At 48.7% G+C, this 14,261-nt stretch carries 17 protein-coding genes and 1 pseudogene; 12 read left to right on the top strand and 6 right to left on the bottom strand.

Annotated features, from left to right (window positions below):
* The 4 genes from trpB to HBM92_RS13120 all read left to right on the top strand — a co-directional run bounded on the left by trpB (position 1) and on the right by HBM92_RS13120 (position 3,379).
* Complete coding sequence (gene trpB / locus HBM92_RS13105; RefSeq protein WP_000209513.1) at positions 1-1,194, top strand: tryptophan synthase subunit beta; 1,194 nt, start codon at positions 1-3, stop codon at positions 1,192-1,194.
* Entirely contained in the window at positions 1,194-2,000 is an 807-nt protein-coding gene (gene trpA / locus HBM92_RS13110; RefSeq protein ID WP_000443048.1) for a tryptophan synthase subunit alpha, read from the top strand. The genes trpB and trpA overlap by 1 nt, the downstream gene beginning before the upstream one ends.
* Before the next feature lie 344 nt (positions 2,001-2,344).
* Positions 2,345-2,827 carry a ferritin-like domain-containing protein gene (locus HBM92_RS13115; RefSeq protein ID WP_072147246.1) on the top strand — a complete coding sequence of 161 codons (483 nt, stop codon included), beginning with the start codon at positions 2,345-2,347 and terminating at the stop codon, positions 2,825-2,827.
* A gap of 45 nt (positions 2,828-2,872) precedes the next feature.
* On the top strand, positions 2,873-3,379 hold the full coding sequence (locus tag HBM92_RS13120; RefSeq protein ID WP_001079501.1) for a ferritin-like domain-containing protein: 507 nt from the start codon (positions 2,873-2,875) through the stop codon (positions 3,377-3,379).
* Positions 3,380-3,437: 58 nt separating this feature from the next.
* Here the strand turns inward: HBM92_RS13120 and ompW are convergent, their stop codons facing one another.
* On the bottom strand, positions 3,438-4,076 hold the full coding sequence (gene ompW, locus HBM92_RS13125; RefSeq protein ID WP_001298116.1) for an outer membrane protein OmpW: 639 nt from the start codon (positions 4,074-4,076) through the stop codon (positions 3,438-3,440).
* Between the two features lie 239 nt (positions 4,077-4,315).
* Here ompW and HBM92_RS13130 point away from each other — a divergent pair.
* From HBM92_RS13130 to yciA, 4 genes and pseudogenes are all read left to right on the top strand, one after another.
* Positions 4,316-4,405, top strand: a pseudogene (locus tag HBM92_RS13130) (YkgJ family cysteine cluster protein); the annotation flags it as partial.
* 27 nt (positions 4,406-4,432) lie between these two features.
* Positions 4,433-5,176 (top strand): YciC family protein, encoded by a 744-nt coding sequence (locus HBM92_RS13135; RefSeq protein ID WP_000028519.1) that lies wholly within the window; start codon positions 4,433-4,435, stop codon positions 5,174-5,176.
* A gap of 29 nt (positions 5,177-5,205) precedes the next feature.
* Complete coding sequence (locus HBM92_RS13140; RefSeq protein ID WP_000808672.1) at positions 5,206-5,745, top strand: septation protein A; 540 nt, start codon at positions 5,206-5,208, stop codon at positions 5,743-5,745.
* 104 nt (positions 5,746-5,849) lie between these two features.
* Positions 5,850-6,248, top strand: a complete 399-nt coding sequence (yciA, locus tag HBM92_RS13145) for an acyl-CoA thioester hydrolase YciA (RefSeq protein ID WP_000108160.1) — start codon at positions 5,850-5,852, stop codon at positions 6,246-6,248.
* Positions 6,249-6,287: 39 nt separating this feature from the next.
* Here yciA and tonB read toward each other — a convergent pair whose 3' ends face one another.
* A complete protein-coding gene (tonB, locus tag HBM92_RS13150) occupies positions 6,288-7,004 on the bottom strand; it encodes a TonB system transport protein TonB (RefSeq protein WP_001357407.1) in 717 nt (238 codons plus the stop codon).
* A 223-nt stretch (positions 7,005-7,227) separates the two neighbouring features.
* Here tonB and HBM92_RS13155 point away from each other — a divergent pair, with 223 nt between their 5' ends.
* The gene (locus HBM92_RS13155; protein WP_000967595.1) at positions 7,228-7,524 is read left to right on the top strand and encodes a YciI family protein; all 297 of its coding nucleotides are present in this window, start codon (positions 7,228-7,230) and stop codon (positions 7,522-7,524) included.
* A 299-nt stretch (positions 7,525-7,823) separates the two neighbouring features.
* Positions 7,824-9,077 (top strand): voltage-gated potassium channel protein, encoded by a 1,254-nt coding sequence (gene kch / locus HBM92_RS13160; RefSeq protein ID WP_001313775.1) that lies wholly within the window; start codon positions 7,824-7,826, stop codon positions 9,075-9,077.
* 54 nt (positions 9,078-9,131) lie between these two features.
* Here the strand turns inward: kch and HBM92_RS13165 are convergent, their stop codons facing one another.
* Positions 9,132-9,305 carry a YciY family protein gene (locus tag HBM92_RS13165; protein ID WP_001309467.1) on the bottom strand — a complete coding sequence of 58 codons (174 nt, stop codon included), beginning with the start codon at positions 9,303-9,305 and terminating at the stop codon, positions 9,132-9,134.
* Between the two features lie 142 nt (positions 9,306-9,447).
* Here HBM92_RS13165 and cls point away from each other — a divergent pair, with 142 nt between their 5' ends.
* Positions 9,448-10,908: a cardiolipin synthase gene (cls, locus tag HBM92_RS13170; protein WP_000214516.1), complete on the top strand. Its 1,461-nt coding sequence runs from the start codon at positions 9,448-9,450 to the stop codon at positions 10,906-10,908.
* 34 nt (positions 10,909-10,942) lie between these two features.
* A complete protein-coding gene (locus HBM92_RS13175; RefSeq protein ID WP_000366959.1) occupies positions 10,943-11,272 on the top strand; it encodes an HI1450 family dsDNA-mimic protein in 330 nt (109 codons plus the stop codon).
* A gap of 52 nt (positions 11,273-11,324) precedes the next feature.
* Here HBM92_RS13175 and oppF read toward each other — a convergent pair whose 3' ends face one another.
* Genes oppF through oppC form a run of 3 tightly spaced genes read right to left on the bottom strand, consistent with a single transcriptional unit; the run spans position 11,325 to position 14,259 of the window.
* Complete coding sequence (oppF, locus tag HBM92_RS13180; RefSeq protein WP_000994905.1) at positions 11,325-12,329, bottom strand: murein tripeptide/oligopeptide ABC transporter ATP-binding protein OppF; 1,005 nt, start codon at positions 12,327-12,329, stop codon at positions 11,325-11,327.
* Positions 12,326-13,339, bottom strand: a complete 1,014-nt coding sequence (oppD, locus tag HBM92_RS13185) for a murein tripeptide/oligopeptide ABC transporter ATP-binding protein OppD (protein ID WP_000110954.1) — start codon at positions 13,337-13,339, stop codon at positions 12,326-12,328. The genes oppF and oppD overlap by 4 nt, the downstream gene beginning before the upstream one ends.
* An 11-nt stretch (positions 13,340-13,350) precedes the next feature.
* Positions 13,351-14,259: an oligopeptide ABC transporter permease OppC gene (gene oppC / locus HBM92_RS13190; RefSeq protein ID WP_000979659.1), complete on the bottom strand. Its 909-nt coding sequence runs from the start codon at positions 14,257-14,259 to the stop codon at positions 13,351-13,353.
* Between the last annotated feature and the right edge of the window lie 2 nt (positions 14,260-14,261).

Genomic DNA, 14,261 nt, shown 5'->3' on the forward strand with positions numbered 1-14,261 from the left:
ATGACAACATTACTTAACCCCTATTTTGGTGAGTTTGGCGGCATGTACGTGCCACAAATCCTGATGCCTGCTCTGCGCCAGCTGGAAGAAGCTTTTGTCAGCGCGCAAAAAGATCCTGAATTTCAGGCTCAGTTCAACGACCTGCTGAAAAACTATGCCGGGCGTCCAACCGCGCTGACCAAATGCCAGAACATTACAGCCGGGACGAACACCACGCTGTATCTGAAGCGCGAAGATTTGCTGCACGGCGGCGCGCATAAAACTAACCAGGTGCTCGGTCAGGCTTTACTGGCGAAGCGGATGGGTAAAACTGAAATTATTGCCGAAACCGGTGCCGGTCAGCATGGCGTGGCGTCGGCCCTTGCCAGCGCCCTGCTCGGCCTGAAATGCCGAATTTATATGGGTGCCAAAGACGTTGAACGCCAGTCGCCCAACGTTTTCCGGATGCGCTTAATGGGTGCGGAAGTGATCCCGGTACATAGCGGTTCCGCGACCCTGAAAGATGCCTGTAATGAGGCGCTACGCGACTGGTCCGGCAGTTATGAAACCGCGCACTATATGCTGGGTACCGCAGCTGGCCCGCATCCTTACCCGACCATTGTGCGTGAGTTTCAGCGGATGATTGGCGAAGAAACGAAAGCGCAGATTCTGGAAAGAGAAGGTCGCCTGCCGGATGCCGTTATCGCCTGTGTTGGCGGTGGTTCGAATGCCATCGGTATGTTTGCAGATTTCATCAACGAAACCGACGTCGGCCTGATTGGTGTGGAGCCTGGCGGCCACGGTATCGAAACTGGCGAGCACGGCGCACCGTTAAAACATGGTCGCGTGGGCATCTATTTCGGTATGAAAGCGCCGATGATGCAAACCGAAGACGGGCAAATTGAAGAGTCTTACTCCATTTCTGCCGGGCTGGATTTCCCGTCCGTCGGCCCGCAACATGCGTATCTCAACAGCACTGGACGCGCTGATTACGTGTCTATTACCGACGATGAAGCCCTGGAAGCCTTTAAAACGCTTTGCCTGCATGAAGGGATCATCCCGGCGCTGGAATCCTCCCACGCCCTGGCCCATGCGCTGAAAATGATGCGCGAAAATCCGGAAAAAGAGCAGCTACTGGTGGTTAACCTTTCCGGTCGCGGCGATAAAGACATCTTCACCGTTCACGATATTTTGAAAGCACGAGGGGAAATCTGATGGAACGCTACGAATCTCTGTTTGCCCAGTTGAAGGAGCGCAAAGAAGGCGCATTCGTTCCTTTCGTCACCCTCGGTGATCCGGGCATTGAGCAGTCGTTGAAAATTATCGATACGCTAATTGAAGCCGGTGCTGACGCGCTGGAGTTAGGCATCCCCTTCTCCGACCCACTGGCGGATGGCCCGACGATTCAAAACGCCACACTGCGTGCTTTTGCGGCGGGAGTAACCCCGGCGCAGTGCTTTGAGATGCTGGCACTCATTCGCCAGAAGCACCCGACCATTCCCATCGGCCTTTTGATGTATGCCAACCTGGTGTTTAACAAAGGCATTGATGAGTTTTATGCCGAGTGCGAGAAAGTCGGCGTCGATTCGGTGCTGGTTGCCGATGTGCCCGTGGAAGAGTCCGCGCCCTTCCGCCAGGCCGCGTTGCGTCATAATGTCGCACCTATCTTTATTTGCCCGCCGAATGCCGACGATGATTTGCTGCGCCAGATAGCCTCTTACGGACGTGGTTACACCTATTTGCTGTCGCGAGCGGGCGTGACCGGCGCAGAAAACCGCGCCGCGTTACCCCTCAATCATCTGGTTGCGAAGCTGAAAGAGTACAACGCTGCGCCTCCATTGCAGGGATTTGGTATTTCCGCCCCGGATCAGGTAAAAGCCGCGATTGATGCAGGAGCTGCGGGCGCGATTTCTGGTTCGGCCATCGTTAAAATCATCGAGCAACATATTAATGAGCCAGAGAAAATGCTGGCGGCACTGAAAGCTTTTGTACAACCGATGAAAGCGGCGACGCGCAGTTAATTCCGCAGCCGCCAGTTCCGCTGGCGGCATTTTAACTTTCTTTAACGAAGCCGGAAAAATCCTAAATTCATTTATTATTTATCTTTTTACCGTTTCGCTTACCCCTGTCGAACGTCAACTTACGTCTTTTTTCCGCCCAACAGTAATATAATCAAACAAATTAATCTCGCAACATAACACCAGTAAAATCAATAATTTTCTCTAAGTCACTTATTCCTCAGGCAATTGTTAATACATCCAGAACGTTCCTCAAAATATATTTTTCCACTTTCTTCTCGTTACGCTTAATTTGACTAATTCTCATTAACAACTAATTTTAATGAGTGTCGACACACAACACTCATATTAATGAAACTATTCACCTGCTTTCAGATACATACAGCGCAGAAAAACAATTAACCCGGGCGCTGGCAAAACTCGCAAGAGCAACATCAAACGAAAAATTAAGTCAGGCTTTTCATGCGCACCTCGAGGAAACACATGGACAGATTGAACGTATTGATCAAATTGTGGAATCAGAATCGAATCTGAAAATTAAGCGCATGAAATGTGTGGCAATGGAAGGTCTTATTGAAGAAGCTGATGAGGTCATCGAAAGTACCGAGAAAAACGAAGTGCGTGATGCCGCACTGATTGCCGCAGCACAGAAAGTCGAGCATTATGAGATTGCCAGTTACGGGACATTAGCGACGCTGGCTGAACAATTAGGTTATCGTAAAGCAGCGAAGCTTCTGAAAGATACCCTGGAAGAAGAAAAGGCCACCGACATCAAATTGACTGATCTGGCCCTTAATAACGTAAATAAGAAAGCCGAAAATAAAGCCTGAAATATGAACTTTAACTTTTAGTCATTTTATAAAGAGGACATTTTCATGAATCGTATTGAACATTATCATGACTGGTTACGTGACGCCCACGCAATGGAAAAGCAAGCCGAATCAATGCTTGAATCCATGGCCAGTCGTATAGATAATTATCCTGAACTACGCGCTCGTATTGAACAACATCTTAGTGAAACCAAAAACCAGATTGTTCAACTGGAAACTATTCTTGATCGTAATGACATTTCACGTTCAGTCATTAAAGATTCCATGAGTAAAATGGCTGCACTTGGGCAGTCAATCGGTGGTATATTCCCTTCTGATGAAATAGTCAAAGGCTCTATTAGCGGATATGTCTTCGAGCAATTTGAAATCGCCTGTTATACCTCACTCTTAGCAGCAGCAAAAAATGCCGGTGATACAGCTTCAATTCCAACCATCGAAGCGATTTTAAATGAGGAAAAGCACATGGCCGACTGGCTAATTCAGCATATTCCGCAAACAACTGAGAAATTCTTAATTCGCTCTGAAACTGATGGCGTAGAAGCGAAGAAATAATACCCTTTATACCATGTCCTTATTGACCCCGTAATTACGGGGTCATTTTTGTGCGGAATTAAAAACGATATCCTGCTGAGAACATAAACACCCACGGATCGAGGCGTACGCTATCGTGTTGCTGTGCACCGCCCAGTTTATAATTGGCAGTGGTATCAATATCCATGTACCAGACTGACATGTTAACCAACCAGTCACGGTTAATCAGATAATCAACCCCCACCTGCCCGGCAGCTCCCCAGGAGTCTTTCAGACTGAGATCGGAAAGCCCCGCCTCTTTGCCATGATCGTTAAATCCATTATCAAAGAAGGTGGTGTAGTTAATACCTGCACCAACGTAAGGACGGAATTTGCTGCTGGCATCACCAAAATACCACTGCGCCATCAGTGTTGGCGGCAGATGATGAACGGTTGCAATATCGCCGGTCGCCCGGGTGCCGATTTTATGGCGGAACGGCGTTGCTGCCAGTAATTCCACACCAATGTTGTCGGTCGCCATATAAGTAAACGTCAGGCCCAGTTGAGTGTTATTGGTCACGCTGAATCCACCCAGACTTCCTAACGTACCACCAGCACCTTCTGTTGGACGTACGGTTGCAGAACCTGCACGCATAAAAAATTCGCCGGCTTCATGCGCAAAGGCACTGCCAGAGAGAAGAGTTGCTACTGCCAAAGCCGCCACTGTTAACTTTTTCATATCCGCTCCGTCGTTATGGTTATAAAAACGTGACGAATATACCCACATTGGGGTAACAAATGATCCTACACAGATCACATTACATATGGTAATTCACCATTTATTGATCTGGATTAATTTAGAAGTTGCATTGAAAATCCTGGTTAATGTGATTTAAATCAATTTTTAAATATTTTCGCTACGCAAATATTAACTCGCTCGCCACTTGCAGCGGTTTACCCACGCCTGAAGGCCAGCAATTACCTCCGCTTTACAAAGATATGCTTTTCCATACAAGACCTGATGCTGCCACCCGGGGCTTAACCAGGGTACAATTGCCCGCTAATTAACACCTGCATAAAACTCAAGGAGAGTGCATGTCTATCACGGCGCAGTCCGTATACCGTGACACCGGAAATTTCTTCCGTAATCAATTTATGACCATTCTGTTGATATCGTTGCTATGTGCGTTTATCACAGTGGTGTTAGGGCATGTTTTCTCACCCAGTGATGCACAGCTTGCGCAGCTCAATGACGGCGTACCCGTTAGCGGCAGTAGTGGGTTGTTCGACCTGGTTCAGAATATGTCACCGGAACAGCAACAAATTTTGCTGCAGGCTTCAGCGGCGTCCACTTTTTCAGGATTAATCGGTAACGCCATTCTCGCCGGGGGCGTAATATTAATTATCCAGCTGGTGTCTGCGGGTCAGAGAGTCAGTGCGCTGCGAGCTATTGGTGCCAGTGCGCCGATATTGCCAAAGTTATTTATTCTGATTTTTCTGACTACCCTTTTAGTACAGATTGGCATCATGCTGGTGGTCGTTCCGGGAATTATCATGGCCATTTTACTGGCTCTGGCACCGGTGATGCTGGTACAGGACAAAATGGGCGTTTTTGCCTCGATGCGTAGCAGTATGCGGCTGACATGGGCGAATATGCGTCTGGTGGCACCCGCAGTACTGAGCTGGTTGCTGGCAAAAACACTGTTGCTGCTTTTTGCCTCTTCTTTTGCCGCATTAACCCCGGAAATTGGTGCCGTACTGGCGAACACCTTGAGCAACCTGATTTCAGCCGTATTGCTCATCTATCTGTTCCGCCTGTATATGTTGATTCGCCAATAACCTTAAGCATTTGATTACGGAATCGTAAAATGAAGCAGTTTCTTGATTTTTTACCGCTGGTTGTCTTTTTCGCGTTTTACAAGATTTATGACATCTATGCGGCTACTGCGGCGCTCATCGTCGCCACGGCGATTGTGCTTATATATAGCTGGGTTCGCTTTCGTAAGGTTGAGAAGATGGCCCTGATCACTTTTGTTCTGGTGGTCGTCTTCGGTGGCTTAACGCTGTTCTTCCACAATGATGAGTTTATTAAATGGAAGGTTACTGTCATTTATGCCCTGTTTGCGGGTGCCCTGTTAGTCAGCCAATGGGTGATGAAAAAGCCGCTAATTCAGCGGATGCTGGGTAAAGAACTCACCCTGCCGCAATCGGTATGGTCGAAGCTGAATCTGGCCTGGGCTGTTTTCTTTATCCTTTGCGGCCTGGCAAACATCTACATCGCATTCTGGCTGCCGCAAAATATTTGGGTCAACTTTAAAGTCTTTGGCCTGACCGCCCTTACCTTAATCTTCACATTGTTAAGCGGTATCTATATCTACCGCCACATGCCGCAGGAAGATAAATCCTAACCAGACTGCCAGTCCCTCGGGGCTGGCGCTGTATCTCCTCTGTTCTCCTCAGGAAAATCATAGTAGCATCGCGCCTGTGATTTTCCTTTTAAGTCGGTTTTACCATGTCTACAACACATAACGTCCCTCAGGGCGATCTTGTTTTACGTACTTTAGCCATGCCCGCCGATACCAATGCCAATGGTGACATCTTTGGTGGTTGGTTAATGTCACAAATGGATATTGGCGGCGCTATTCTGGCGAAAGAAATTGCCCATGGTCGTGTAGTGACCGTGCGGGTTGAAGGAATGACTTTCTTACGGCCGGTTGCGGTCGGCGATGTGGTGTGCTGCTATGCACGCTGTGTCCAGAAAGGGACGACATCAGTCAGCATTAATATTGAAGTGTGGGTGAAAAAAGTGGCGTCTGAACCAATCGGGCAACGCTATAAAGCAACAGAAGCATTATTTAAGTATGTCGCGGTTGATCCCGAAGGAAAACCTCGCGCCTTACCCGTTGAGTAATAATCAAAAGCCTCCGGTCGGAGGCTTTTGACTTTATGCTTACTGAATTTCGGTAGTGCCGTTAATTTTAAACAGGATATTCACCACAATCCCACTGCCTGGCTTACCCGGCTCATAACGCCATCTGCGCATCGCATTTTTCACCTCACGCTCAAACATGTTTGCAGGCTTGGCTGAGAGGATTTGTACGTTATCCACGCGACCATCTGGCGTGACATCAAATTTAACTTTAACCTGCCCTTCAATGCGCAATGCCTGTGCTCGTGCCGGATACTGCGGCTGATTACGGCTTAATGCGCGTGGTCCTGAAGCCACACTGGTAACCGGCTTGCTGGTTGCAGCCGTTGCCGTACTTGATGTCGGGCGCGCGGGTGCCGTATTTTCAAACGGTGATGCCGGACGCGACTCTACGGGTTTGACATCGCGTTTTGGCTGCTCCACCTTTTTCACCGGCTTCGGTTTTGGCTTAGGTTTCGGCTTCGGCTTTTCAATGACCACCGGAGCTTCTTTTGGCGGTTCAGGGATCGGCTCAGGTTCCGGTTCTGGCTCTACCACCGGCTCCGGTGGTGGCTGAACGGCTTGTGGCGGTTCAAGATCAGCAGGCGCAACCATCGTGACAGAAATCGGCTGCGCAGGCGCAGGTAGTTCAATAACCTGATGTACCGAGGTATAGAGCAAACCCGCCACAACAGCACCATGAATGCAGACCGAAAGTAACGTCGGCCAGGGGAAGCGGCGAGGTAAATCAAGGGTCATTGAAGTCATAATCATTTCAGTAGAAAAACCAGGCCCCGATTTTAAATGCAAATAGCAATCATATTCAATAAGGCAAGACGATCAGGATCAGTGAAAATGTCATTTTTGGCGTAATTGACCTTACTTTATGCATGGTCTTAACAAAGACATCATCTTTCCGTTGCAGATCTTCGCCCTTTCAAATAACGTACTTTACAACTTTCCCGAACAAGGAGTTGTGCCTGTGTTGTATGTTATTTACGCTCAAGACAAAGCTGATAGCCTCGAAAAACGCCTTTCCGTTCGTCCGGCACATTTAGCACGTTTACAGTTACTGCATGATGAAGGTCGTTTGTTGACCGCCGGTCCAATGCCAGCGGTAGACAGTAACGATCCAGGGGCTGCGGGATTTACTGGCTCAACCGTTATTGCTGAATTTGAGTCGCTGGAAGCAGCTCAGGCTTGGGCCGATGCTGACCCGTACGTAGCGGCAGGAGTCTATGAACACGTTTCAGTGAAACCATTTAAGAAAGTGTTCTGAATAGAAATTCAATATTTAAGGGCACGGTTTTTGCAACCGTGTTCTTGTTTGGCCTTTCCTTATAGGTCGGTCAGTGCATTCACCACCACAAGCAGATAATAACTTTATCTGTATTTCTTTATATGATGTGAACATATTCAGGAAAATGCCCTTTCCTGACGCAGAGTTGCTCACTCAAAACCTTTGATTACTGCGGATAAAGTCATCTACTATTGTTTAACACATTCACGCGCTGCATGTATGTTCAGAAAATGTGCACGTTGAGATAATTAAACAAAATTGTGGTTACAGAGGTATCAGTGAGTCACTGGACTACATTCAAACAAACAGCAACAAAGTTATGGGTGACCCTACGGCACGACATTCTCGCGCTGGCCGTCTTTTTAAATGGATTGCTTATTTTTAAAACAATCTATGGTATGTCGGTCAATTTGCTTGATATTTTCCATATCAAAGCATTTTCAGAGCTGGATCTCTCCTTGCTGGCAAACGCCCCACTATTTATGCTCGGCGTATTTCTTGTCCTGAACTCCATTGGCTTACTGTTCCGGGCAAAGCTCGCATGGGCAATCAGTATCATTTTGTTGTTGATAGCGCTAATTTACACTCTGCATTTTTATCCCTGGCTGAAATTTAGTATTGGATTTTGCATTTTTACGCTGGTGTTTTTGCTGATACTGCGCAAAGACTTCTCCCACAGTAGCGCAGCAGCCGGGACAATTTTCGCATTTATTAGTTTCACGACGTTACTGTTTTACTCCACTTACGGTGCGCTTTATTTAAGCGAAGGTTTTAATCCGCGAATAGAAAGTTTGATGACCGCGTTCTATTTTTCGATAGAAACCATGTCAACCGTCGGCTATGGCGATATTGTCCCTGTTTCTGAATCAGCACGATTGTTCACTATTTCGGTCATTATTTCCGGCATTACCGTTTTTGCCACATCTATGACCTCAATTTTTGGTCCGCTTATCCGCGGGGGATTCAACAAACTTGTAAAAGGAAACAATCATACAATGCATCGTAAAGATCATTTTATTGTTTGCGGACATTCGATTCTCGCCATCAATACGATTCTGCAACTGAATCAACGCGGACAAAACGTAACGGTTATCAGCAACTTGCCTGAAGATGATATCAAGCAACTTGAGCAACGCTTAGGCGATAACGCCGATGTTATCCCCGGTGACAGTAATGACAGTTCAGTGTTAAAGAAAGCGGGAATCGATCGTTGCCGGGCCATTCTGGCGCTGAGTGATAACGATGCAGATAACGCGTTTGTTGTACTCTCGGCAAAAGATATGAGCAGTGATGTCAAAACAGTTCTCGCCGTCAGTGATAGCAAAAACCTGAATAAGATTAAGATGGTACATCCGGATATCATCCTCTCACCACAACTGTTTGGCAGCGAAATTCTGGCGCGAGTTTTAAATGGTGAAGAGATTAATAATGATATGCTCGTTTCAATGTTGTTGAACTCCGGTCATGGCATTTTCAGCGATAACGATGAACAAGAAACGAAAGCTGACAGTAAAGAATCGGCGCAAAAATAGAGTTTAAAGACGGAAGAGTAAACTTATTGGGCACCGCAATGGTGCCCAGTACATTTAGATATTGTAGATCGCAAACAATAACGAGTTACGCTGTTTGTTTAGAATGCACTTCCTGATGCTGTGGATACGCATATTTCGGCGCGACTGCCCCTCAAGCCAACGCGATTTACGTCGGCTAGCCTGACGCTGCATGCGCCAGCGCCCCACTTCCGTTCTACTCCGCTTCATGTTAACTACTCTATGCAACAACAGAATGGTCATTATACCCCCGCCCCTGACGCTGACCAGTGCTTTTCCCGCGTTTTTATTTGCCAGATGAATCCATATGCGTAAACTCATAACAATGCGCTTTCAAAAGGATTTCTAATCTATGACAACCGTTTATACGTTGGTGAGTTGGTTGGCCATTCTGGGATACTGGTTGCTCATTGCAGGCGTAACTTTACGCATTCTAATGAAACGACGCGCAGTTCCCTCCGCGATGGCCTGGCTGTTGATTATTTACATTCTGCCGTTAGTCGGAATTATTGCCTATCTTGCCGTTGGCGAGCTCCATTTAGGCAAACGCCGCGCTGAGCGCGCCAGAGCGATGTGGCCTTCCACCGCAAAATGGCTTAACGACCTTAAAGCCTGTAAGCATATCTTCGCCGAAGAAAATAGCAGTGTCGCTGCGCCATTATTCAAGCTTTGCGAGCGTCGTCAGGGGATCGCTGGGGTCAAAGGGAATCAGCTACAACTGATGACCGAGTCAGATGATGTGATGCAGGCGTTAATCCGCGACATCCAGCTCGCGCGCCATAATATTGAGATGGTGTTTTATATCTGGCAGCCCGGCGGCATGGCGGACCAGGTGGCTGAATCATTAATGGCCGCTGCACGGCGTGGTATTCATTGCCGATTGATGCTCGACTCCGCCGGGAGTGTGGCTTTTTTCCGCAGCCCGTGGCCCGAGCTAATGCGTAATGCCGGTATTGAAGTTGTCGAAGCCTTAAAGGTCAATCTGATGCGTGTGTTTTTACGCCGTATGGACCTGCGCCAACATCGCAAGATGATCATGATCGATAATTACATCGCGTACACCGGCAGCATGAATATGGTCGACCCTCGCTACTTCAAACAAGATGCGGGCGTAGGGCAATGGATTGATCTGATGGCGCGTATGGAAGGCCCCATCGCCACCGCGATGGGGATTATTTATTCCTGCGACTGGGAGATTGAAACCGGGAAACGTATTCTGCCGCCGCCACCAGATGTCAATATTATGCCGTTTGAGCAGGCCAGCGGTCACACCATTCACACAATTGCTTCTGGCCCCGGCTTTCCGGAAGATCTCATTCACCAGGCATTATTGACTGCTGCTTATTCGGCTCGTGAATATTTGATCATGACAACGCCCTATTTTGTGCCAAGCGATGATTTACTTCATGCGATTTGCACGGCGGCGCAGCGCGGGGTGGATGTCAGTATTATCCTTCCGCGAAAAAATGACTCGATGCTGGTCGGCTGGGCCAGTCGCGCATTCTTTACAGAACTGCTGGCTGCTGGGGTTAAAATTTATCAGTTTGAAGGCGGGTTACTGCATACCAAGAGCGTGCTGGTCGATGGTGAACTAAGTCTGGTTGGCACCGTTAACCTTGATATGCGTAGTCTGTGGCTAAATTTCGAGATTACCCTGGCAATCGACGATAAAGGTTTTGGTGCAGACCTCGCCGCCGTTCAGGACGATTATATTTCGCGTTCTCGTCTGCTCGATGCCCGTTTATGGCTAAAACGTCCATTATGGCAACGTGTCGCCGAGCGACTGTTTTACTTCTTCAGCCCGTTGCTGTAAAACGTCGCCAACAGAGGTTAAACAGGTAGTGACTATGGATATGGATCTAAACAATCGCCTGACTGAAGATGAAACGCTTGAGCAGGCCTACGATATTTTTCTCGAACTGGCTGCCGACAATCTCGATCCAGCTGATGTTCTGCTGTTCAATCTTCAGTTTGAAGAGCGCGGCGGCGCGGAGTTATTCGATCCGGCGGAAGACTGGCAGGAACATGTTGATTTCGATTTGAACCCGGACTTTTTTGCCGAAGTGGTGATTGGTCTGGCGGACAGTGAAGATGGTGAAATCAACGATGTTTTCGCGCGCATTCTGTTATGCCGCGAAAAAGATCACAAACTTTGCCATATCATCTGGCGGGAATAAATAATCGCTTTTGGCGTGAATAAGGGCTGACAACTGTCAGCCCTTATTGCTTTTAAAGCGGATCGACTTTCAGGCAAGAAACGGCGTGTCTGAAACTCCCTTCCAGCACAGGACGTGTTTTGGCGCACTCCGGACCGGCAATCGGACAACGGGTACGGAAAACACAACCGGAAGGCGGGTTGATCGGCGACGGTAATTCCCCTTCCAGTAACTGGATGGTTTTGTTCTTCTCCAGATCCGGATCAGGTATGGGGACTGCCGACATCAATGCCCTGGTGTAAGGATGTAGCGGATTGTGGTAGACCTCATCATAGGTCCCCAGTTCTACCGCATGGCCGAGATACATCACCAGCACACGATCGGAAATGTGTTTTACCACGGCCAGGTCGTGAGCGATAAAAATTAATGACAATCCCATCTCACGTTGCAACTGCTGGAGCAGGTTGACCACCTGCGCCTGAATTGACACGTCCAGCGCCGACACCGGCTCATCACAGATAATCAGCTTCGGTTCAAGAATAAGAGCACGAGCAATCCCGATACGCTGGCACTGCCCACCGGAGAACTCATGCGGATAGCGGTTAATCAGATTAGGCAACAAACCGACTTTCAGCATCATCGCCTTCACGCGCTCACGAACTTCCTGGCGTGACATTTTCGGATGATAAGTACGCAGTGGTTCAGCGATGATCTCGCCGATGGTCATACGCGGGTTCAGTGATGCCAACGGATCCTGGAAAATCATCTGAATATCACTGCGTACGGCACGCCATTCATCGGGCTTCATGCCCAGCAACTCTTTACCTAACCAGGCCACATGACCGTCGGTCGCTTTAACCAAGCCAATGATGGCGCGAGCAAAGGTGGACTTCCCGCATCCCGATTCCCCTACCACACCTAATGTTTCCCCTTCATACAGGCGAAGAGTTACACCATCGACGGCTTTGAGCGTTTTCGGCGGTTGCCAGAACCACTGTTTGCCATCTTTGATTTCAAAGTGCACTTTCAGATCGGCGATTTCGAGGAGGACTTTTCTTCCTTCGGTTACAGCATTCATAACAGTTCCTCCACTGGTTTAAAGCAAGCACGCAGACGGCCAGGCGTAAACTCTTCCAGCGGCGGTGCGCTACTACAAATTTCCATCGCATGCGGACAACGTGGCTGGAACGGGCAACCTTTCGGTAATCGCAGCAGGTTTGGCGGATTACCCGGAATAGTCAACATTGTTTCACCTTCCGCATCGAGACGCGGCACCGCGTTGAGCAAACCGATAGAATAAGGATGTACGGGTTGATAAAAGACATCGCGCGCGTTGCCATATTCCATCGTGCGCCCGGCGTACATTACCAGCACTTTGTCGCAGATCCCCGCCACCACGCCAAGATCGTGGGTAATCATAATGATGGCGGTATTAAATTCCCGCTTCAGTTCATTCAATAGCGTCATGATCTGCGCCTGTACGGTGACGTCCAGCGCAGTAGTGGGTTCATCCGCAATCAGCAGCTTAGGTCGACATAGCAATGCCATCGCAATCATGACTCGCTGACGCATGCCGCCAGAAAATTCGTGCGGGTACATTTTCATGCGTTTACGCGCTTCCGGCATTTTTACCGCATCGAGCATCCGCACCGATTCTTCAAACGCCTCAGCTTTGCTCATATTCTTATGCAGCATCAGCACTTCCATCAACTGCTCACCGACGCGCATATAGGGATTCAACGAAGTCATTGGGTCCTGAAAAATCATTGAGATTTGTTCAGCTCGCAGTTTATTGAGTTCACGCTCTGGCAAATTGAGGATTTCACGCCCATTGAAGGTTGCCGATCCGCCAATACGTCCGTTGGCAGCCAACAGGCCCATCAACGCAAATGCGGTTTGCGATTTGCCCGAACCAGACTCACCTACGATGCCCAGCGTTTCTCCGGCACGTAGCGAAAAATTCAAATCATTGACCGCCGTGACGTCGCCATCCGGGGTACTAAAGGTGACACGCAAATCTTTCACGTTCAGCAGTGCGTCAGCCTGTTGTTGTGCGAGCGGCACAGTTGCAGTTTCAATTACGCTCATGGCTGCACTCCTTAACGATCTTTCGGGTCGAGGGCATCACGCAAGCCATCGCCGATAAAGTTGAAACAAAACAGCGTTACCACGAGGAATCCCGCAGGGAACAACAGTAACCATGGAGAGACTTCCATCGAGTTCGCGCCATCACTCAGCAATGCACCCCAGCTGCTTAACGGCTCTTGCGTACCTAATCCCAGGAAGCTAAGGAAAGATTCAAAGAGGATCATGCTGGGCACCAGAAGCGACGCATAGACCACCACCACACCGAGTACGTTCGGCACAATGTGGCGAATAACAATGCCCGGCGTCGATACACCGCCAACTTGTGCCGCCTCAATAAACTCTTTGCGCTTCAGACTCAGGGTTTGCCCACGCACAATACGAGCCATATCCAGCCAGGAAACCATGCCAATCGCCACGAAAATCAGCAGGATGTTTTGACCGAAAAAGGTCACCAGCAAAATGACGAAGAACATGAATGGGAAGGAGTTGAGGATTTCCAGCAGACGCATCATTACCGAATCCACTTTACCGCCCAGATAACCGGAAAGCGAACCATAAAGTGTCCCCACGACCACTGCCACCAGTGCCGCAGCAACACCGACCATGAGTGAGATACGCCCGCCAATCGCAACGCGCACAAGCAGGTCGCGACCGGATGAGTCAGTACCAAAGTAGTGACCGGACTCCATATCCGGGGCGCTGGACATCATCGCCCAGTCAGTATCGTCATAGGCAAACTGCGAAAGCATCGGTGCCAAGATTACAAATAACGCGATCAGCACCAGCACTATCAGACTGGCAACCGCCGCACGGTTATGCATAAAACGTCGACGTGCGTCCTGCCACAAGCTGCGCCCTTCGACCTCCAGCTTTTCACTGAAATTTTCCAGCGTCTCGCTGTTTTTCTTACTTAACATCATCG

Source organism: Escherichia sp. E.sYA108 (assembly GCF_011754335.1).
Taxonomy (GTDB): Bacteria; Pseudomonadota; Gammaproteobacteria; order Enterobacterales; family Enterobacteriaceae; genus Escherichia; species Escherichia coli.

Excerpts from the sequence above, each read along its gene's own strand:
- oppD (WP_000110954.1), bottom strand. The coding sequence starts at position 13,339 with ATGAGCGTAATTGAAACTGCAACTGTGCCGCTCGCACAACAACAGGCT.
- trpB (WP_000209513.1), top strand. The coding sequence starts at position 1 with ATGACAACATTACTTAACCCCTATTTTGGTGAGTTTGGCGGCATGTAC.
- oppC (WP_000979659.1), bottom strand. The coding sequence starts at position 14,259 with ATGATGTTAAGTAAGAAAAACAGCGAGACGCTGGAAAATTTCAGTGAA.
- cls (WP_000214516.1), top strand. The coding sequence starts at position 9,448 with ATGACAACCGTTTATACGTTGGTGAGTTGGTTGGCCATTCTGGGATAC.
- HBM92_RS13165 (WP_001309467.1), bottom strand. The coding sequence starts at position 9,305 with ATGAAGCGGAGTAGAACGGAAGTGGGGCGCTGGCGCATGCAGCGTCAG.
- HBM92_RS13120 (WP_001079501.1), top strand. The coding sequence starts at position 2,873 with ATGAATCGTATTGAACATTATCATGACTGGTTACGTGACGCCCACGCA.
- yciA (WP_000108160.1), top strand. The coding sequence starts at position 5,850 with ATGTCTACAACACATAACGTCCCTCAGGGCGATCTTGTTTTACGTACT.
- tonB (WP_001357407.1), bottom strand. The coding sequence starts at position 7,004 with ATGACCCTTGATTTACCTCGCCGCTTCCCCTGGCCGACGTTACTTTCG.
- oppF (WP_000994905.1), bottom strand. The coding sequence starts at position 12,329 with ATGAATGCTGTAACCGAAGGAAGAAAAGTCCTCCTCGAAATCGCCGAT.
- HBM92_RS13175 (WP_000366959.1), top strand. The coding sequence starts at position 10,943 with ATGGATATGGATCTAAACAATCGCCTGACTGAAGATGAAACGCTTGAG.
- HBM92_RS13140 (WP_000808672.1), top strand. The coding sequence starts at position 5,206 with ATGAAGCAGTTTCTTGATTTTTTACCGCTGGTTGTCTTTTTCGCGTTT.
- trpA (WP_000443048.1), top strand. The coding sequence starts at position 1,194 with ATGGAACGCTACGAATCTCTGTTTGCCCAGTTGAAGGAGCGCAAAGAA.
- ompW (WP_001298116.1), bottom strand. The coding sequence starts at position 4,076 with ATGAAAAAGTTAACAGTGGCGGCTTTGGCAGTAGCAACTCTTCTCTCT.
- HBM92_RS13135 (WP_000028519.1), top strand. The coding sequence starts at position 4,433 with ATGTCTATCACGGCGCAGTCCGTATACCGTGACACCGGAAATTTCTTC.